The 19,836-nt window shown below is 66.1% G+C and carries 15 protein-coding genes; 7 read left to right on the forward strand and 8 right to left on the reverse strand.

Annotation, left to right across the window (positions count from 1 at the left end; all coding sequences use genetic code 11):
* Nucleotides 1-86: 86 nt before the first annotated feature.
* From xdhA to guaD, 4 genes are all read left to right on the forward strand, one after another.
* Nucleotides 87-1,562 (forward strand): xanthine dehydrogenase small subunit, encoded by a 1,476-nt coding sequence (xdhA, locus tag ACK2VC_RS04250; RefSeq protein WP_486732351.1) that lies wholly within the window; start codon nt 87-89, stop codon nt 1,560-1,562.
* 11 nt (nt 1,563-1,573) lie between these two features.
* Nucleotides 1,574-3,979, forward strand: coding sequence for a xanthine dehydrogenase molybdopterin binding subunit (gene xdhB / locus ACK2VC_RS04255; protein WP_486732352.1), 2,406 nt, complete (start codon nt 1,574-1,576; stop codon nt 3,977-3,979).
* 19 nt (nt 3,980-3,998) lie between these two features.
* The gene (xdhC, locus tag ACK2VC_RS04260) at nt 3,999-5,057 is read left to right on the forward strand and encodes a xanthine dehydrogenase accessory protein XdhC (RefSeq protein WP_486732353.1); all 1,059 of its coding nucleotides are present in this window, start codon (nt 3,999-4,001) and stop codon (nt 5,055-5,057) included.
* Between the two features lie 71 nt (nt 5,058-5,128).
* Nucleotides 5,129-6,445, forward strand: a complete 1,317-nt coding sequence (guaD, locus tag ACK2VC_RS04265; protein ID WP_486732354.1) for a guanine deaminase — start codon at nt 5,129-5,131, stop codon at nt 6,443-6,445.
* Between the two features lie 18 nt (nt 6,446-6,463).
* Here guaD and ACK2VC_RS04270 read toward each other — a convergent pair whose 3' ends face one another.
* From ACK2VC_RS04270 to ACK2VC_RS04290, 5 genes are all read right to left on the reverse strand, one after another.
* The gene (locus tag ACK2VC_RS04270) at nt 6,464-7,021 is read right to left on the reverse strand and encodes a DUF2799 domain-containing protein (RefSeq protein WP_486732355.1); all 558 of its coding nucleotides are present in this window, start codon (nt 7,019-7,021) and stop codon (nt 6,464-6,466) included.
* 250 nt (nt 7,022-7,271) lie between these two features.
* The gene (locus tag ACK2VC_RS04275; RefSeq protein WP_486732356.1) at nt 7,272-8,510 is read right to left on the reverse strand and encodes an MFS transporter; all 1,239 of its coding nucleotides are present in this window, start codon (nt 8,508-8,510) and stop codon (nt 7,272-7,274) included.
* A gap of 19 nt (nt 8,511-8,529) precedes the next feature.
* The gene (locus ACK2VC_RS04280; protein ID WP_486732357.1) at nt 8,530-10,332 is read right to left on the reverse strand and encodes a hypothetical protein; all 1,803 of its coding nucleotides are present in this window, start codon (nt 10,330-10,332) and stop codon (nt 8,530-8,532) included.
* Between the two features lie 22 nt (nt 10,333-10,354).
* Nucleotides 10,355-11,323: an SDR family oxidoreductase gene (locus tag ACK2VC_RS04285; RefSeq protein WP_486732358.1), complete on the reverse strand. Its 969-nt coding sequence runs from the start codon at nt 11,321-11,323 to the stop codon at nt 10,355-10,357.
* Complete coding sequence (locus tag ACK2VC_RS04290; RefSeq protein ID WP_486732359.1) at nt 11,320-12,246, reverse strand: bile acid:sodium symporter family protein; 927 nt, start codon at nt 12,244-12,246, stop codon at nt 11,320-11,322. The genes ACK2VC_RS04285 and ACK2VC_RS04290 overlap by 4 nt, the downstream gene beginning before the upstream one ends.
* A 218-nt stretch (nt 12,247-12,464) precedes the next feature.
* On the opposite strand from ACK2VC_RS04290, the gene ACK2VC_RS04295 reads away from it, so the two are divergent.
* On the forward strand, nt 12,465-13,499 hold the full coding sequence (locus tag ACK2VC_RS04295) for an AraC family transcriptional regulator (protein ID WP_486732360.1): 1,035 nt from the start codon (nt 12,465-12,467) through the stop codon (nt 13,497-13,499).
* 15 nt (nt 13,500-13,514) lie between these two features.
* On the opposite strand, the gene ACK2VC_RS04300 is transcribed toward ACK2VC_RS04295, so the two are convergent.
* Both ACK2VC_RS04300 and ACK2VC_RS04305 read right to left on the reverse strand, forming a co-directional pair.
* A complete protein-coding gene (locus ACK2VC_RS04300) occupies nt 13,515-15,140 on the reverse strand; it encodes an HAL/PAL/TAL family ammonia-lyase (protein ID WP_486732361.1) in 1,626 nt (541 codons plus the stop codon).
* A 70-nt stretch (nt 15,141-15,210) separates the two neighbouring features.
* The gene (locus ACK2VC_RS04305) at nt 15,211-16,425 is read right to left on the reverse strand and encodes a urate hydroxylase PuuD (RefSeq protein ID WP_486732362.1); all 1,215 of its coding nucleotides are present in this window, start codon (nt 16,423-16,425) and stop codon (nt 15,211-15,213) included.
* A 132-nt stretch (nt 16,426-16,557) separates the two neighbouring features.
* Here ACK2VC_RS04305 and ACK2VC_RS04310 point away from each other — a divergent pair, with 132 nt between their 5' ends.
* Nucleotides 16,558-17,496, forward strand: a complete 939-nt coding sequence (locus ACK2VC_RS04310; protein ID WP_486732363.1) for a LysR family transcriptional regulator — start codon at nt 16,558-16,560, stop codon at nt 17,494-17,496.
* 28 nt (nt 17,497-17,524) lie between these two features.
* Here ACK2VC_RS04310 and uraH read toward each other — a convergent pair whose 3' ends face one another.
* The gene (uraH, locus tag ACK2VC_RS04315) at nt 17,525-17,878 is read right to left on the reverse strand and encodes a hydroxyisourate hydrolase (RefSeq protein WP_486732364.1); all 354 of its coding nucleotides are present in this window, start codon (nt 17,876-17,878) and stop codon (nt 17,525-17,527) included.
* A 190-nt stretch (nt 17,879-18,068) separates the two neighbouring features.
* On the opposite strand from uraH, the gene ACK2VC_RS04320 reads away from it, so the two are divergent.
* Nucleotides 18,069-19,826: an allantoate amidohydrolase gene (locus tag ACK2VC_RS04320; RefSeq protein ID WP_486732365.1), complete on the forward strand. Its 1,758-nt coding sequence runs from the start codon at nt 18,069-18,071 to the stop codon at nt 19,824-19,826.
* Nucleotides 19,827-19,836 lie beyond the last annotated feature (10 nt).

Below are 19,836 nucleotides of genomic sequence, written 5' to 3' on the forward strand. Positions count from 1 at the left end.
GGCATGGCCCCTATCGCCGCATGCTTATAGCCGGCACCGGTACAAGTGCTACCCTAAACGGTAAACCAGAACAGCACGGAGACCTCATGTCCGATTCCATCCGCTTCTACCATCGCGGCGGCGTCCAGCGAGTAGCGAATGTTGCCGCCACCCGCACCGTGCTCCAGCATCTGCGCGAAGACCTGCACTGCACCGGCACCAAGGAAGGCTGCGCCGAGGGCGATTGCGGCGCCTGCACCGTGCTGGTGGGCGAATTGCATGACGGCCGCCTGCAACTGAAGACCGTGAATTCCTGCATCCAGTTGCTGCCGACGTTGGACGGCAAGGCTCTGTTCACGGTAGAAGACTTGAAACAGGCGGACGGCGCGCTGCACCCGGTACAACAGGCGCTGGTCGAATGCCACGGCTCGCAATGCGGCTTTTGCACGCCCGGCTTCGTGATGGCGCTGTGGGGCCTGTACCTGCAGCGCGACGGCCAGCACGGCGCGCCGAGCCGCAAGGAAATCGACGATGCGCTGTCCGGCAACCTGTGCCGCTGCACCGGCTACCGCCCGATCATCGACGCCGCGCGGCGCATGGGCGAACTGCCGCCGGTCGCCTTCGATCGCAGTGCGGTCGAACGACCGCTGCGCGAGTTGCAGCGCGATCAAGCTTTCGCGTACAGCCACGACGGCCGTACCTTCCATGCGCCGCGCACGCTGGCGCAACTGATCGAATTGCGCCGCACCCATCCGGAGGCCGTGATCCTGGCCGGCTCGACCGATATCGGCCTGTGGGTCACCAAGCAATTGCGCGAACTGGGCGACATCCTCTACGTCGGCCAGGTGACCGAGCTGAAAACCCTGCGCGAACAGGACGGCAAGCTGGAGATTGGCGCCGCCGTGTCGCTGGAGGACGCCTACCGCGCGCTGTGCCGGCATTATCCGCAGCAGTTGTCGGAGCTGTGGCAGCGCTTCGCCTCGCTGCCGATCCGCAACGCCGGCACGCTGGGTGGCAACGTCGCCAACGGCTCGCCGATCGGCGACTCGATGCCGTGGTTGATCGCGCTCGGCACCGAAGCGGTGCTGCACGGTAGCGGCGGCCGGCGCAGCATGCCGCTGGAGGATTTCTACCTGGCCTACCAGAAGAAGGACATGCGGCGGGACGAACTGGTCGCGGCGCTCTTGGTGCCGCTGCCGCGGCCGGGCCTGCAATTCCGCACCTACAAGCTGGCCAAGCGCTTCGACCAGGACATCTCGGCGGTCTGTGCAGCGTTCTCGTTCGTGCGCGACGGCCAGGGCGACATCGTGCGCCAGCCACGCATCGCCTTCGGCGGCATGGCAGCCACGCCAAAACGCGCGCCCAGGGCCGAAGCGGCAATGGACGGGCAACCGTGGAGCGAGGCGACGCTGGAAGCTGCGGTCACGATGCTGGCAGAAGACTACGCGCCGCTGTCCGACATGCGCGCCTCTGCGGCCTACCGGATGAAGGCGGCGCAAAACCTGCTGCGCCGCTTCTGGCTGGAAACCCGGGCCGAAGCGCCGCTGCCGAACGCCGCCGTCAACGCCTTTGCCAGCCTGTGAGGAAGCACGCGATGAATCAGCAGACCGAAGCATTTCCGACGCCAGCCGAACTGGAAGCCTGGGCCGAAGTCGGCCGCGCCCATCCGCATGAATCGGCGGCGCTGCATGTGACCGGCGAAGCGCTGTACACCGACGACCTGCCCGAGCTGCGCGGCACGCTGCATGCCGCGCTCGGGCTGTCGTCCAAGGCGCACGCCAGGATTCGCACGCTCGACCTGGAGGCGGTGCGCAGCGCGCCCGGCGTGGTGGCGGTACTGACCGCGCCAGACATCCCGGGCGTCAACGACTGCGGCCCGATCGTCCATGACGACCCGATCCTGGCCGACGGCCTGGTGCAATACGTCGGCCAGCCGGTATTTTTGGTGGTGGCGGCCAGCCACGACCAGGCACGCCGCGCCGCCCGCCTGGCGAAAATCGACTATGAAGAATTGCCGGCCGTGCTGACGCCGCGCGCGGCGCGCGAGGCCGAGTCCTACGTGCTGCCGCCGATGCGCCTTTCGCGCGGCGACTGCCGCCACGCCTTCGAGCGGGCGCCGCACCGTGTCGAAGGCCGGCTCTCGGTCGGCGGCCAGGAACAGTTCTACCTGGAAGGCCAGATTTCCTACGCGGTCCCGAAGGAAGAGCGCGGCATCCTGGTGTTCTGCTCGACCCAGCACCCGAGCGAAATGCAGCATATCGTCGCCCATGCGCTGGCGCTGCCGATCCACAACGTCACGGTCGAATGCCGGCGCATGGGTGGCGGTTTCGGTGGCAAGGAATCGCAATCGGCGTTGTGGGCCGCCTGCGCCGCACTAGCCGCTGCCCGCCTGCAGCGCCCGGTCAAGTTGCGCGCCGACCGCGACGACGACTTCATGGTGACCGGCAAGCGCCATGCCTTCGAATACGAGTACGCGGTCGGCTACGACGACGCCGGTCGCATCCTGGCGGCGAAGGTCGAGATGGTGCTGCGCGCCGGCTTTTCGGCCGATCTTTCCGGGCCGGTGGCAACGCGCGCGGTGTGCCACTTCGACAATGCCTACTACCTGTCGGACGTCGAGATCGCGGCGTTCTGCGGCAAGACCAACACCCAGTCGAACACCGCGTTCCGCGGTTTCGGCGGTCCGCAGGGTGCGCTTGCGATCGAATACGTGATCGACGAAATCGCCCGCACGCTGGGGCGCGATGCGCTCGACGTCCGGCGCCTGAACTTCTACGGCCGCAATGACGCCGAAGGACGCAACACCACACCCTACCGGCAGAAAGTCGAGGACAACGTCCTGCACGAACTGGTCGCGCAACTGGAGGCCGACAGCGACTACCGGCAGCGGCGGGCGGCGACGCGCGCCTTCAACGCGACCAGCCCGGTGCTGAAAAAAGGCATCGCCCTGACTCCGGTCAAGTTCGGCATCGCCTTCAACCTGACTCACCTGAATCAGGCCGGCGCGCTGGTGCATGTGTACCTGGACGGCTCGGTGCTGGTCAACCACGGCGGCACCGAAATGGGCCAGGGCATCCACACCAAGGTGGCGCAAGTGGTGGCGCACGAGCTGGGCCTCGATCTTTCGGCAGTGCGCAGCAGCGCCACTGATACCGGCAAGGTGGCGAATACCTCGGCCACCGCGGCGTCCACCGGCGCCGACCTGAACGGCAAGGCGGCGCAAGATGCGGCCAACCAGATCCGCCGCCGGCTGGCCGGGCTGGCCGCGCAGGAATACGGCGGCCGCGCCGATCAGGTGCGCTTCGCCAACAACCACGTCTACGTCAACCAGCAGGCGATCCCGTTTCGTACGCTGGTCGGCCAGACTTACCAGGCGCGCATCCAGTTGTGGTCGGACGGCTTCTATGCCACGCCCGACCTGCACTGGGATGCGGCCAGCATGACCGGCCACCCGTTCTCCTACTACGCCTACGGCGCGGCGGTGTCGGAAGTGGTGGTCGATACCCTGACCGGCGAATGGAAGCTGCTGCGCGCCGATGCCTTGCACGATGTCGGCTGTTCGCTGAACCCGGCAATCGACATCGGCCAGGTCGAAGGCGGCTTCATCCAGGGCATGGGCTGGCTGACCACCGAGGAACTGTGCTGGGACGCCGCTGGCCGACTGACCACGCACGCGCCGTCCACCTACAAGATTCCGGCGGTGTCCGACTGTCCGCCGGATTTCCGCGTCCAGCTATTCCAAAACCGCAATGTCGCCGACAGCATCCACCGCTCAAAGGCGGTCGGCGAGCCGCCGCTGTTGCTGCCGTTCTCGGTGTTCTTCGCGATCCGCGATGCGGTCGCCAGCGTCGCCGATTACCGCGTCAATCCACCGCTGAACGCGCCGGCCACCAGCGAGGAAATCCTGAACGCGGTGGAGGCGCTGCGCGCGGCCGGCGCGAGCGGCTCAAATGTCAAGGCCGGGGCCACCGCCGATGCCGGTCTCGCCACGCTGCTCTAGCTCATTGGGTTCGATCATCATGCAAGACTGGCTGAACGCGCTGGCGCAGGAGGTAACCGAAGCCGCAGTGCTGGTCACCGTGGCGGCGGTGCGTGGCTCCACCCCGCGCGCGCCTGGCGCCAAGATGGCGGTGACCGCCAGCCGCCAGTTCGACACCATCGGCGGCGGCCAGTTGGAGCTGCGCGCGCTCGAGATCGCGCGCGAGATGCTGCACCTGCCCGACGACACGGCGGTACAACGGCGGCTGGAGCGGTTTCCGCTGGCGGCACGCCTCGGGCAATGCTGCGGCGGCGTAGTGCATCTGGCTTTCGAGCGCATCGAAGCCGATCCCGGAAATGATTCCAGCCATGTCCGGCAGTTGCTGCAGCGCCGCCAGGCGCACCAGGATACCTGGCGCCTCGCTGCGCTCGACCTGCCGCTGGCGCCGCTGCTGTGCGCGCGCGACGGCAGCCTGATCGACACCGCAGCGGCACCGGCAACCGCGGTCCCGCGCTTCGATCCCGATGCGCCCTGCCACCTCATCCAAACCGCAGGCGGCAGCCGCTGGCTGGTCGACCCCTGCCTGGTGCCGCGCGCCCACCTGTACCTGTTCGGCGCCGGCCACGTCGGCGCCGCCATCGTGCGCGCGCTGGCGGACTTGCCGTGTCATGTGACTTGGATCGACCAGCGCGACGACCTGTTCCCGGCCCAGGTGCCAGCCAACGTGCAAGTCGAGATCACGGATACGCCGCTGGCGTTGATTGCCGGCGCGGCGCCAGGCTCGCATTTCCTGGTGATGACGCACAGCCACGCGCTGGACCAGGAACTGGTCGAAGCCATCCTGCGTCGCGGCGACGCCGGCTGGCTCGGCCTGATCGGCTCGCACAGCAAGCGTTCCCAGTTCGAGCGGCGACTGCGCGCGCGCGGCATCGGCGAACGGCAACTGGCCGGCATCACCTGCCCGATCGGCATTCCCGGCATCCGCGGCAAGGAGCCGGCGGTGATCGCGGTGGCGGTCGCCGCCCAGTTGCTGCAGATCTGGGAAGCTGCACGGCAAATCGACACCGACATTCGCCCGTTACAATCGGCGGCGCGTTAGGGCTGCAGCCAGCACGCCCGCCCACACGCAGGTATTACTCTCGCCTTTGAACCACAGGACAAAACCATCCGATGACCAGCCCCGCCACTCCGTCACTACAAGCCTATCGCGCCAGCCTGCTGCATTTCCACGCCGATCCCGCACTCAGCGACGACGCCTGCCACTGGCATGAGGATGGCCTGCTGATCGTCGATGGCGAGCGCGTGCGGGCTGCCGGCGACCACGCGCAACTGAAAGGCGCGCTGGCCCCGGACACGCCGGTGCACGACTGGCGCGGCAAGCTGATCCTGCCCGGCTTCATCGACACCCATCTGCATTTTCCGCAGGCCGACATCATCGCCTCGCCGGCTCCGGGCCTACTGCCGTGGCTGGAGACCTACACCTTCCCCACCGAGAGCAAGTTCGGCGAGCGCGAGCACGCGCGCGAAGTTGCCGGCTTCTTCCTCGACGAGCTGCTGCGCTGCGGCACCACCAGCGCGATGGTGTATTGCAGCGTGCACCCGGAATCGGCCGATGCCTTTTTCACGGAAAGCGAAGCGCGCAACCTGCGCATGGCGGCCGGCAAGGTCATGATGGATCGCAACTGCCCGGAATTCCTGCAGGACACGGCCGAAGGCGGCGCGCGCGACAGCGAGGCGCTGATCCGGAAATGGCATGGACGCGGCCGCCAGTCGTACGCGATCACGCCGCGTTTCGCGCCGACTTCGAGCGACGCGCAACTGCAGCTGGCCGGCGAACTGGCGGCAGCTTACCCGGACGTCTATCTGCAAACGCACGTGGCGGAAAACGCCGACGAGATCGCCTGGGTCAAGCAGTTGTTCCCCACGGCGCGCAGCTATCTGGACGTGTACGACCGCTACGGCATGCTGCGCCCGCGCTCGATGTACGGCCACTGCATCTGGCTGGACGACGCCGATCGCGCCCGCATGGCGGAAAGCGGGTCGTCGATTGCCATCTGCGCCACCTCCAACCTGTTTCTCGGCAGCGGCCTGTTTGATTTTGCACGCGCCGACGCGGCGCAAATCGCGCTGTCGATCGCCACCGACGTCGGCGGCGGCACCGCGTTTTCGATGTTGCGCACGATGAACGAAACCTACAAGGTGGCGCGCCTGGGCGGCACCTATCTGCCGGCGCTGCGCATGTTCTATCTGGCGACGCTGGGCGGCGCCCGCAGCATGCGGCTGGAAGGGACGATCGGCAATTTCACGGCGGGCGCCGAAGCCGACTTCATCGTGCTCGACCCGCGGGCGACACCCCTGCTGGCGCGCCGCACCGAACGCGCCGAAAGCCTGGAGGAACTGCTGTTCGCGCTGGCGATACTGGGCGACGACCGCGCGGTGGCGGCCACCTACGCCGCCGGGCGTTGCCTGCACCGCCGCGCCGCCTGACCGCCGCGGCCGGCGGCGTCAGTAGCGCGCGCGGCGCTCGGCGTCGTACAGGCGGTCGCGCGCGCGCCGCATGTCGAAATCGAGGTCGGACAATTCCCGGCGCAGGTTGCGGCGCTCGTTGTCGTCCTTGGACTGGTCCAGCTTGCGCTGCTTTTCGCGCAGGTTGTTCTGGACGCGATCCACTTCCTGCTGGGCACGGTAGATGTCGTAGCCGCGATCGTAACCGTGCCGGAATCCCGGTTCGAGCGCCGGCGGGCAGGTACCGTTGGTGTAGTAGCGACCACGACGGCCGACTTCGAAGCCGTTTGGCGGCGTGCAGAAGTAAACGATACCGTGCTCCCAACCCATCATATAGCGCGGCTGGTCGGCGATGATGCCAGCCTCGCGGCAGGCTTCCGCATGGCTGGCGAAGCGCGCGCGCGGCTCGCCATTCTGCCCATCGCGTGTCCCGACCTCGGTCCAGTTGGCGGTCAGGCATTCCTCTTTCGACATGCTGGCGCAGCCGGCGAGCGTCATTAGCAGCAAGGCCAGCGCCAGGCGCTGCAGGTAAACGGGAACAGGCGTGACAGCGTGCATGGCGGGCTCCAGCAAGACTTGTGGACAGGAAAAAAGGCGGGCTAGCGTGAAATGCGGGATGGCAAATTATATATAAAGATTGCCGAAAGGAACTGATTTACTACGTATCATGTCGCGGCGCCGGGGCTCGGAAAACCACATACTCAAAGATACAATATCATTTTCCGCAATCATTTATTACGGAATTTCAACATACTCCGCTTTTATTGAAACTAGCGACATGAGAAATTGCCGGTGCTTGTCCGCCGGCTCAGTTTTGGCCCGAGCCGGCGGCGCGCGCCGGCGCCGGTGCCGGTTTCGTCATTCCGCGATAGCCGCGCAACACCGCCATGCGCCCCGCCGCCAGCAACACCACCGCAAATAATGCGATGCCGCTAGCCAGCAGCGCGCGCCGCGCATCCAGCGCGTGTGCCAGCACACCGGCACCGAGGCCGGACGCGGCCGGCACAGATTGAGAGATGATCGTGTACATGCTGAGCACGCGGCCACGCACCGCGTCGTCGACATTTTCCTGGATGCCGGCGACGATCAGGCTGATCGCGATGCCGCCCAGCACGCCAATGCCAGCCAGCAACGCCACCGCCAGCACCGGCGCATGGATGTTGGCCAGCCCGCCGAACAGCGCGCCGGAGCCCAGCAGCGCAACCAGGATGGTCTTGCCGTGCGGCAGCAGCCGGGCGAGCGGCAGGCACAGCAGGCCGCCGGCAATCAGCGCTGGCGCCAGCGCGCCGAGAAAGGCGCCTCGGCCCAGCTCGCTCAAGCCCAGTTCGCCGCGCGCGAGCTTGGGCAGCAGCACCTGCAGCGGTCCCATCAAGGTGTAGCCAAGCACCGCCGCCGCCAGCAACTGCGCGATCAACGGGCTGGCGCGCACCGCCCGCACGCCTTCGGCAATTTCCTCGCGGATACGCAGGTGCGGCTTGCCTCTGGCGCGGCTCGCCACGCGCAGCAACAGCAGCGAACTCGCCGCCGACAGGACGGTAGCAAGCGCGAATACGGCGGGCCAGCCGGATGCGATGCGGCACAGCGAAATCGCCAGCGGCCCGAGGCCGAAACCGAGCATCACCAGCAGGTTGAACAGCAGCGAGGCGCGGCGCAGTTCGGCCGCGCCGACCATCTGCCCCAGTGTGGTCATACGTGCCGGCGCCGCGAACGACCAGCCGATGCCTGCCAAGAGCGCCGCACCCAGCACCAGCGGTACGCGCGTGGCCGGCTCGCTCGGCAGCAGATGCGCCGACGCCAGCACCAGCGCCGCCGCCACGAACAGGGTTTGCGCAGCGTGGATGATGGCCACCGGCGCATGGCGGTCACACAAGACACCGGCATACCAGCCCAGCAGCAAGGGCGGCCCGAAACACAGGCCGAAGCCGATGCCGGACAGCAGGTCCGATTGCAACACTTCCTGGGCATACATGATCACCGAGTAATTGACCATGTGGCCGCCGGTAAACGCCAGCAGGCAGGACAGAAAAAACGGCCAGTGGCGCATCATGCCGGCGCAGCAAAGCAGCTCATTGGAATTGCAGCCGAATCAGCGTCGGCTGGCCGCCTTCGATCTGCCAGGACGGAAAGTTCGAGTTGGCGGTATACAGGCTGCCATCGTCGTCGATCTCGACGTCGCGCGTGAAGGTGGTGCGGCGCGGTAGCGGCACCGTGCGCCAGCGCTCCGACTGGATGTCGAAGCCATACAGCGCGTCCGACTGGTTGCCGTTGACCCAGACGATGCCGCGCTTCTTGTCGACGTTCAGCGCGTACGGCGTCTCGCTGCCACGCGGCTGCACCGGCAGGTCGAACAGCGAAAACTTGCCGCTGTTCGGTTCATAGCGCGCAATCTTCGATTCGCCGAAGGCGACGATCCACAGGTTGCCGTCGGCATCGGCACGCAAGCGGCGCGGTCCCAGGAACGGCGTCGGAATCATCGTCACCTTGCCGCTGGCCGGCTCGATCTTGCCAATCTCGCGGCTGTGCAAGCGGGCGAACCAGACCGTCCCATCCGGCGTGACGTCGATGCCATACACCAGCGGCAATCCGGTCGATTCCCAGTCGATCGACAGCCAGTTGGAGAGCGGCAGACCCCAGTTCATCAGCTTGAACAGAAAACCGATAGCCTTCGAGATCAGCTTTTCCTTGAAGCCGCGCGCCGGCAGGTCGTACAGCGTGAATTTTTTGGTCTTGCGGTCGAACTGCGCCACCTGGTTGGACAGTGCCAGCGTGAACCAGACCCGGTCCTCCTGGTCGACGCGGATCGTGTGCGGATAGAAACCGGCGCCGATCTCATGCAGCGTGAAGGCCTTGGTCTGCGGATCGAATTCGACCAGCCGCCGCTGCGCCGACGGCGTGATGAAAATATGGCCATCGCGCGGCGACTGCGCCAGCGAGTGGGCGTTGGAGGTGCTGTCGTGGCGCGGGAAATCCTTGAGCCGGCCGGAAATCAGGCCGCCCGGCGCATCGCCCGTCAAATGTGGAATCTTGTAGACCGTGACCGCATTGGTGTGCGGATCGACTTCATACAGCCGGTCCTGGATGTTGTCGGCCACGTACACCAACTTATTGGAAGCGATCAGCATGTCGTGCGTCTGCGACATGGCGTCGCCGATCGGCCATTCGGTGATCTTCACCTGCGACAGACTGCCGTCCCAGGCTATGCCGCCCTGCACCAGCGACGGATTGTCGCGCAGCCGGCGGTAGCCGGCGGACAGTTTTTCCGGCAGCGACTTCTGCAGTTCGGTCGGCAGCCGCGAGCCGTAGCGCACCATGCGGTCGATGGTATTGCGCCACTCGTCCGGCGAACGCTCGGCCCGCGTCATCGCATTGCCCTGCTGGTGGCAAAAGCCGCATTGCATCTGGAAATGGCGCTTGGCGTCCACCGTGCCGACATCCAGCGCGCCGAGCCAACTGCTGGCCGGCCGCGCCTCGGCCAGCTTGGCGGGATTGGTCTCCGGCTGCAGCGTCGCCTTGAGCGCGCTCTGGCCGGCCGGCGCGTTGACGATCCGGTCCTGGTAGCCGGGTTTGCGCAAACGAACCACGGTGGCGCCGCTGCGCTGCGGCAGTTGCGCGCGGCCGGCGCCATCGGTGAACGCGCTGTGTTCGGTATCGGTGCGATGCGCCCTGCCCGGCTGCTGGTAGCCGCCGTCCGAGGTGTCGGGCGGATTCGGCCGGGCCAGCGTCTGCGTCACCATCACCGTCGCCAGTGCCTGCCCGGACGCATCGGTCACCGTGATCTCCGCCGCGCTGCTGCTGCCGGTGGTGGCGAAGATGGTGAAGGCTGCGCCGAGCGCCAGCCACGGCAAGCGCCGCTGTGAATATCGTTGCATGCTTTCGTCCCCCGTGTTTTTGTCATCGGCCGGCGCGCTGCGCCAGCCAGAAGTCGAATACCTGGGCCGAGGTCTTGGCTGGCGTGTAGCCGAATTCTTCCTTCAGCCGGCTGTTGTCGAGCACCGGCCGGTAGCGCAGGAAATCCAGCTGTTCCGGCCCGTATTGCGTCAAGCCGAGCGCCTTCAGCCAGCGCAGGGCGAAGCGCAGCAGACCGGCCGGCAGGAAAACCACCGGCTTGCCCAACCGCCGGCCCAGCTCGGCGATCGTCAGCGCGCCGTCGCCGGCCAGGTTGTAGATGCCACCCCGGCCACCCTCGATCGCGTGCAGGAAGGCGCCGACCACGTCCTGATCCCAGATGAAGACGAAGGGACTGTCGGCGCCGCGAATCGCGATCAGGCGCGGCTTTTCGAACAGGTCGGTGATCTGGTTGTGAACCGATGCGCCAAGGATGGTGCCGATGCGGAAAATGGTTTGCGCCAGTTGCGGCTGGGTGACGCGGTATTCGGCCAGCATTTCCTCCACCAGGCGCTTGTGCCAGGAGTAGGCGAAGGCCTGGTTGCCACGCACCGGATCGGTTTCGGAGAGCCAGGCCGGATTGTCGGCGTGGTAACCGTAGGCGGCGCCGCTGGACGAGACGATGATGTGCCGCACCCCGGCCGCGACGCAGGCTTGCAACACGTTGCGGGTGCCGTCGACATCGACGCTGTATTCGAAGGCGCGGTTGCTGTCGCGCCCGGGCGTGACGATCGAGGCCAGGTGTACCACGGTATCGATCGCATGGCGGCGCAGCATGCCATCCAGCCCCCGTGCGCGGACATCGGCGACCAGGTAGGTAACGCCCGGCTGGCGCAATTCGGCCGGAGTCTCGCGCACGTCGCTGGCGACCACGCAACCGGTTCCGCCCTGCTGCAAGCGCGCGGCCAGCGCCGCCACCAGTTGCCGGCCGAGGTAGCCACCGGCTCCGGTCACCAGGACCCTGCGGCCGCTCATGCGAGGCGGTTCGCCGCGGCGGGCGAGCGTTTCATCCACCAGCTTGACAAGGCCATGCCGGCGAAGATGTGCCAGATGCCCCACCAGGCGGTGACGATCGCCATGCCGCCCAGGCCGCCGAAGAAGCTGAAGATCAGCACTAGGCCGAGGCCGGAATTCTGGATGCCGGTCTCGAACGCCACCGCGCGCCGGTCGCGCTCCGGCAGGCCGGTGATCCGCGCCAGCCAATAGCCGCAAGCCAGCGCGCAGGCATTGTGGATGAACACCACGCCGACCACCATCGCGCCGTAGCGCAAAAAGAAATTCCAGTTGGCGGCCAATGCGCCGGACACGAACAGGCCGAAGATGATGAGCGAGAGCAGCCGCATCGGCTTCAGCGCGCGCGCCGCCAGCGCCGGATAGCGATGCGAAATGAACAGGCCGAGCACCAGCGGCACGCCCAGCAGCAAGCCGACGTCGGTCAGCATCGACCACGGGTCGAGCGCGAAGTCCTGCATGATCGCCTGCATGCCGGAATGCCGACTGGCCCAGAAGCTGACATTGAGCGGCATCATGAAGATCGCGCCGACGGTCGACAAGGTGCTGATCGACACCGACAGCGCGGTATTGCCGCCGGCGCGCTGGGTGAAGAAGTTGGAGATATGGCCGGCCGGGCAGGACGACACCAGCAGCATGCCGAGCGCGATCGACGGCAGCGGATCGAGCAGCAGGATCAAGGCGAAGGTGCCGGCCGGGAACAGCAGGTGGTGGCCGAACAGGCCGATCGCCAGCGCCTTCGGCGTTCGCAATGCCTGCTTGAAGTCGCCGATCTTCAAGTCGAGCGCGACGCCGAACATGACGAACGCCAGCACCAGATTGAGCGCCAGCAGCGCCTGCGGATTGAAGTTCAGCCGCACCTGATCGATATGCATCAAGGCGTCCATGATGGTCCCCGCTGCGTCATGGTCGAGTCTCCGTGAAGATTGGGTTTATGCGGCGATTGTCGGCAAATCCAGCTTTGCGCAACAGGTTCTTTCCGGCCATTTCGCTGTGCGGTGCGGACAGGCGCCGCCCAGCGGGTGTTGCCTGGGTGCATGCTAGTATCGACAAAAAAATGCCGCCGGAATGTATGGCACGAAACGCAAGGAGACGGATCGCCGACATGGAACAGGTTTTCCCCGCAATCGACAGCCCGGTCGACCCGCCGCACAAGGTCGCGCTGATGCTCGAGATCCTGAAGGAGGAAGGCATCGCCGCCGAGGCGGCGCTGGCCGGCAGCGGGCTCGATGCGCAACAGGTCGGCCATCCCGCCACCCGCATCTCGGCGCGCCAGTTGCTGGCGGTATTCGCCAATGCCCAGCGCCTGTCGGCCGATCATGCACTGGCACTGCGCGCCGGCCGGCGCATCCACATCACCCACCTCGGGCTGTACGGCTATGCCTTGCTGAGCAGCGCGACGCCGCGCGATGCGGTCGAGTTCGCGCTGCGCTACCGGCCGCTGGCGGCGCCGCTGGTCGGCCTGGCCTTCGACGAAAGCGACGGCCAAGCGGCCTGGAGCTTCTCCGACATCCTGGGGCTGGGCATGGAAAGCGAGCTGTTCCGCTTCGTGCTGGAATTCCAGCTCGGCACCCAGCTGTCTCTGCACGGCGACATCCTCGGCGCCGCGGTCAAGCCGTGCGCGATCCGCCTGGCCTACCCGGCGCCGGCCCACGCCGCCAGCTATGACGCGCTGCTCGGCTGCCCGGTCCAGTTCGGCCAGGCGCGCAACGAACTGCGTTTCGACGGCGACTGGTTGCGGCACAAACTGACCTACGCCAATCCGATCACCGCCGCGCTGGTGCGCGAGACCTGCGATCAACTGCTGGCCGAATTGCGCACCGCTTCCGGCCTGGCCAGCCAGGTATTTGGCATGCTGATGCAAAGCCCCGGACATTTTCCCGACATCGAAAGCGTCGCCGGGCGCCTGCACATGACCGAACGCACATTGCGCCGCAAGCTGCAGGCGCAGGGCGTGTCCTACCAGACCATCCTGACCGACGTGCGCCGGCAACTCGCGATCAGCTATCTGCGCAAGACCCGCATGAGCATCGAGGACATCGCCGCGGCGCTGGGATTTTCCGATGCCGCCAACTTCCGCAACGCCTTCAAGAAATGGACCGGCAAGACGCCGGGCGAATTTCGTTCGGCGCAAGCCTGAACCGAGCCGGCTGACTCAGGCGAACTTGCCGATCTTCTTCTCGACCGCGGCGCGCACCGAGCCGCTGGTGACGAACGAGTGCGCCACCGCGATGTCGTTGTGGAACCAGCGGTCGCCATCGAGGCAAGCCGGGATCTGGCGCCGCACTTCGTCGTAGGCGGCCTGCGTGCCCTGCCCCAGCACGAAGCCAGGCAGCAGGTCTGCGGTCATCGACAGCGCCTGCGCCGCCAGCAGCATTTCGACGCCGACGATGTACTGGGTGTTGGCGACCACGGTGGCGGCCTTGCGCGCGCACCAGGTCGAGTTCGAGACGTGGTCCTCGCTGTTGCCCTTGGCCGGGATGCTGTCGACGCTGCCCGGCATGCACAGCGTGCGGTTTTCCATCACCAGCGCGCTCATCGAGCACTGCACCACGGTATAGCCGGTATTGACGCCGGCCGTGCCCGACATCAGGTTGCGCGGCAAGCCCCAGGACAGGGTCGGGTCGATCAGGCGCGCGATCCGGCGCTCACAGATACTCCCTATATCGGCCACAGATATCGCAAGCAAATCCATCGCCTGCGCCAGATACTGTCCGTGAAAATTGCCACCCGAAATGATTTCGAAGCCGCCGCCGTCCTTGCCGAAGATCAGCGGGTTGTCGGTGGCGGAATTGATCTCGGTGGCGACGATGGTGTCGATGTAATCCAGCGCGTCGAACACCGGGCCGTACACCTGCGGCGCGCAGCGCAGCGAATACACGTCCTGGATGCGCGGCGTATAGGGAATGTCGGCGCGGCGCGACTCGCCGGGGAACTGCACCGCGCGCGCCGCGTGCGTGGCGCGACTCGAGCCGGCCAGCAGCCTGCGGATGATGGCGGCACTCTTGATCTGGCCCTTGTGCGGGCGCGCCTGGTGAATGCGCGGATCGAACGCGGCCAGTTCGGCGCGCATCGCTTCCAGCGTCAGGCCGAGCGACAAACAGGCGTCGCTCAAGAGATTGCGGGCGTCGTCGGCCGCCAGCAGCGCCACCGCCAGCGACACCGTGCAACCGTTGATGATGGCCGAGGCGTCCTTGGCCTTCAGCTCGAACTGCACCGGCGCGATGCCGGCGGCGGCAATCGCGGCCGGCGCGCGCATGCGCTGGCCCCGGTACATCACTTCGGCTTCCTCGAAGCCGGCCAGCGCCGCGCCCAGATAGGCCAGCGGCGCCAAGTCGCCGGAAGCGCCGACCGAGCCTTTCTGCGGCATCAGCGGATGGATGCCGGCATTGATGAAAGCCAGCAGCCGGTCCACCACCTCTACACGCGGCGCCGAGTAGTTGCTGGCGAAGGCGTTGGCGCGCAACAGCATCGTGGCGCGACTGACCTGTTCCGAAAACGGCTCGCCCAGGCCGGCCGCGTGCGCCTTGATCATCTGGGTCTGGAACAGGCCGATGTTTTCGACCTTGATGCGGGTGTCCTTCAAGAGGCCGACGCCGGTATTGAAGCTATACATCATCGGCGCTCCGTCGTGCATCCAGGTCGCCTCGATGTAGTCGCGGCTTTCCCGCAGCGCCGCGCGCGAAGAGTCGGCCAGGCTGACCTTGACGCCGGGGTCACGCGCAACGGCCAGCACTTGCTGGGCGGTGAGGTTGAAACCGTCGATGGCAATGGTGGTCATGGTTCATTCGCTTCCGTGTGAGTGATTGTGTCGTTCGTGCGTGAACGACAGGTTCAATTCCTGAATTCGCTTACTTCGCCCCGGCCTCGAACCAGGCGCCGATCAAGGCCCGCTCCTCGTCCGTCATCTGTGTCAGATTGCCGATCGGCATCGCCTTCAACTGCACCACTTGCTGATAGATTTTCGCCGCGTTCCGATGGATCAGCTCCGGCGTTTGCAGCATCATGCCCAATGGCGCGCTGGCGAAGCCGGGCTGGGTCGGCGTTGCCGAATGGCAGGACACGCAGCGCTGGTCGATCACCGCCTGCACCCGCGCAAAATCCGGTGCGGCTCGCTCGCCGCCTATCGCCGCCTGCGGCGCCGGCCGCGGCGCGATCGCAACCGCCAGCGTCAACAGCAGCAGCACGCCGGCGGTCGGATAACCCCAGGCGTTGCGGCCCTTGTGGCGCAGATTGAAATAGTGCCGGATCAGCACACCGGCCGCCATGATCGCCGCCAGCACCAGCCAATTGTGCGCATGGTTGTACGTCATCGCGTAGTGGTTGCTGATCATGATGAACAGCACCGGCAGCGTAAAGTAGTTATTGTGCACGCTGCGCTGCTTGCCGCGCTGTCCATACACCGGATCGGGCGCCTGGCCGGCGCGCATCGCTTCCACCAGCTTGCGCTGCCCGGGAATGATCACCTGCGCGACGTTGGCCACCATGATGGTGCCGATCATCGCGCCGACGTGGATGTAGGCGGCGCGTCCGGAGAGGAGCTGCGACAGCAGCCAGGCGACGGCGACGATGAAGACGAACATTGCCGCCCCGAGCCAGCCCTCGTGCCGGCCCAGCCGCGACTTGCACAACTGGTCATACACCAGCCAGCCGGCCACCAGCGTGCCGATACCGATGCCGATCGCCTGCCACGGCGCCAGGTCGGCGACCGACTGGTCGATCATCATCGCTCTGGCGTTGAAGTAATACACGATGAACAGCATCGCAAAGCCGGACAGCCAGGTCCAGTAGGCTTCCCACTTGAACCAGTGCAGTTCGGCCGGCAGCTCCTTGGGTGCCACCAGGTATTTCTGCGGATGGTAGAAGCCGCCGCCGTGCACCGCCCACAGTTCGCCCGCCACGCCTTTCTTTTCCAGCTCGGAGCCGGGTGCCGGCGGCTTGATCGAATTGTCGAGCCAGATGAAATAGAACGAGGCGCCGATCCACGCGATGCCCGTGATCAGGTGCAGCCAGCGCACCAGCAAGTTCGCCCATTCGACGCCGTACGACAGCCACAACGCTTCCATGCACTCCTCTCGCCCTCTTGTCCTGCTCGCGTCCGCCGGCCGGGGGCGCTACCTTCGCAAGATAAACGCCCAGGTAGCTTTATTCATTCAATCAGCAGTATATTCAACATATTCCCATCCATATGATTTTTCATGGCCAACCTGCCCGATCATCTCGATATCCACCTGATCCGCATCCTGTACCTGCTGCTATGCGAGAAGAACGTGTCGCGCGTGGCGCTGAAGCTGAACCAGCCGCAGCCGTCGATTTCGGCCTCGCTGCGCAAGCTGCGCGAACTGACCGGCGATCCGCTCTTGGTGCGCGGCGCGCGCGGCATGATCCCGACCGAGCACGGCGAAAGCCTGTTGAAGCCGGCCAAGCGCATTCTCGACGAAACCGAGCGCCTGTTCGTGCGCAAGCTGCCGTTCGTGGCGCAGGATGCGGCGCGCACCTTCCAGATCGCGGCGCCGGATTACCTCGATTGCCAGTTCCTGCCGAGCGTGGTGGCACGCATCCGGCGCGAATCGCCGAAAAGCCGGGTGGTGATCCACGGCCTCGGGCCGGCGGTCGATTACGCCACCCTGCTGTCCGACGGCGATCTGGACCTGGTGATCGCCAACTGGAACGAACCGCCGCAGCACCTGCATCTGTCCAAGCTGTTCGACGACCCGATCGTCTGCATCATGCGCGCCGACAGCCCGTATGCCCGGCGCACCGCGGCCGACGCCATGACGGTGGAAGACTATTTGGCGCTGCCACACATCGCGCCCTCGCCGTTCCTGCGCGGCAACCGCGGGCTGGTGGAGGCCTGGCTGGAACGCCAGAACCTGCGCCGCAACGTGATGGTGGAATCGGCCTATTTCAACCTGATCCCGCACATGCTGACGCAGACCGACCTGGTCTTGACCACCGGCGCCCAGTTCCTGCGCTTCTATGAAAAAATCCTGCCGTTGAAAAGCTTCGTCTCGCCGATCAAGTTTCCGCCGATCCGCTATTACCAGTTGTGGCACGAACGGGTGCACCAAGCCACCGAGCACAAATGGCTGCGCGACCTGGTCGGCGCCGCCACCCAGTCTCTGGTGGCCGCTTGATTCGTTGCCGCTTAACCGATCGCGCTGTTCAACTGCCGCGGTAAGTCGAATATGCCCACGGCGAGACCACCAGCGGCACATGGTAGTTTTGTTGCGGATCGGCGACGCCGAACGCCAGCGTGACGCGGTCGATGAAGCGCGGTGTCGGCAAGGGCACGCCCTGGCGCGCGAAGTAGTCGCCGGCGGCAAACACCAGTTCATAACAGCCGGCGCGCAGCGCCTCGCCCTCCAGCAGGGGTGCCTCGCAGCGGCCATCGGCATTGGTCAGCGCGCTTTTCAGCAAGCGGCGGCGACTGCCGTCGATCGCATACAGTTCGAGCGCGACGCCGGCGCCGGGCTTGCCCTGGGTGATGTCCAGCACGTGCGTAGTCAGCTTTCCCATCGCAGCTTCCCCATCGCAGTTTTCCGATTGCTCGGCCTATATCGTCAAATTGAAATCTTGTATTCTCCAGATCATATATCAGCATTGGCCGGCGCCTATATGATCGGCTGTATACGAACCATGCGAGCGCACCGATGGCAGACCGGTTTGCAGCGACAAATTAAACCAACTCCAATGCCGGAGACGCCCCATGACGACCCTCGATATCCTGAACATCTGCGACGCCGCGGCTTTCGCCGCCACACTGCAGGGAATCTACGAACACTCGCCGTGGATACCGCAGCGCGCCGCCGCCCGCCGCCCGTTCGCAACGGCCACCGCGCTGAAGCTGGCGCTGCAGGCAGAGGTATCGGCCGCCAGCCGGGACGAGCAATTGGACCTGATCCGCGTCCACCCGGAACTGGCGGGCAAGGCCGCCATCGCCGGGCAGCTGACGGCAGAGTCCACCGGCGAGCAGGCCAAGGCCGGTCTCAACCAATGCAGCGCCGAAGAATTCGCCACCCTGCAAAAACTCAACGCCGACTATAACGAGCGCTTCGGCTTTCCCTTCATCCTCGCGGTCAAGGGCCCGGACGGGCGCGGCCTGACGCGCAGCGCGATCATCGGCGCCTTTGCCCGCCGCCTGAAAAACCAGCCGGCGGACGAGATGGCAGAGTGCCTGCGCCAGATCCACCGCATCGCCGAACTGCGCATCAACGACCTGCTCGGCTGCCAGCCGTTGCTGGGCGCGGCGATCATGGACTGGGCTGCAACGCTGGGGGCGTGGAGCGACGACGAGGACGGACTGACCTGCGCCTACCTGACCGCGGCGCATCGCAAGACGGCGGCGCAACTGGCGGCATGGATGACTGATGCCGGCATGCAGGTCGAGATCGATGCGGTCGGCAACGTGGTCGGCCGCTATCTGTCGGATGTACCCGGCGCCAAGACGCTGATAACCGGCTCGCATTACGACACCGTCCGCAACGGCGGCAAGTACGACGGCCGCGCAGGTATCCTGCTGCCGATCGCGGTGGTGCGCCATCTGCACCAGCGCGGCGAAAAGCTGCCGTTCCACCTGGAAGTGATCGGCTTTTCGGAAGAGGAAGGGGTGCGCTTCAAGAGCACGTTTTTGGGCAGCAACGCCGTGATCGGCCAGTTCGACCTGAGCCTGCTGGACAAGACCGATGCCGCCGGCATCACGATGCGCGCCGCGCTGCAGGATTCCGGCCACGACCCCGCCAGGATTGCCTTCCTCGGCCGCAACCCGAGCGAGCTGCTGGCTTATGTCGAAGTCCACATCGAGCAGGGGCCGGTGCTGCTGGAACGGAATCTGCCGGTCGGCATCGTCACCTCCATCGCCGGCAGTTCGCGCTACCAGGTCGAATTGACCGGGGTCGCCAGCCACGCCGGCACCACGCCGATGACGATGCGCCGCGACGCCGCCGCCGCCGCCGCCGAAATCGTGCTGGCGGTCGAACGCCGCTGCAGCCAGGCGCCGTCGCTGGTCGGCACCGTCGGCCAGTTGCAGGTGCCGCACGGCTCGGTCAACGTGATCCCCGGCGCCTGCCGGCTGTCGCTCGACATCCGCGCCGCCGACGACCCGACGCGCGATGCGGCGGTGGCCGACGTGCTGCGCGAAATCGAAGCGGTCTGCGACCGGCGCCAGATCGAGGTCAAGATCGAACGCGCCGTCTGTGCCCGTGCCGCTCCTTGCGCGCCGTGGCTGATGCAGCAACTGGCAGCAGCAGCCGAGCGCGCCGGCGTGCCGGCGTTCGAACTCCTGTCCGGCGCCGGCCACGACGCCATGGCGCTGGCGCGCATCACCGACGTCGCCATGCTGTTCATGCGCTGCGGCAACGGCGGCATCAGCCACAATCCGCTGGAAACCATGACCGCCGACGATGCCGAAGTGTCGGCACAGATCTTCCTCGACTTCCTGCGCAACTTCCGGTCGCAAACCTGGTAGCGCCACTAAA

The sequence above is a fragment of the Herbaspirillum sp. WTB6 genome, assembly GCF_057457785.1.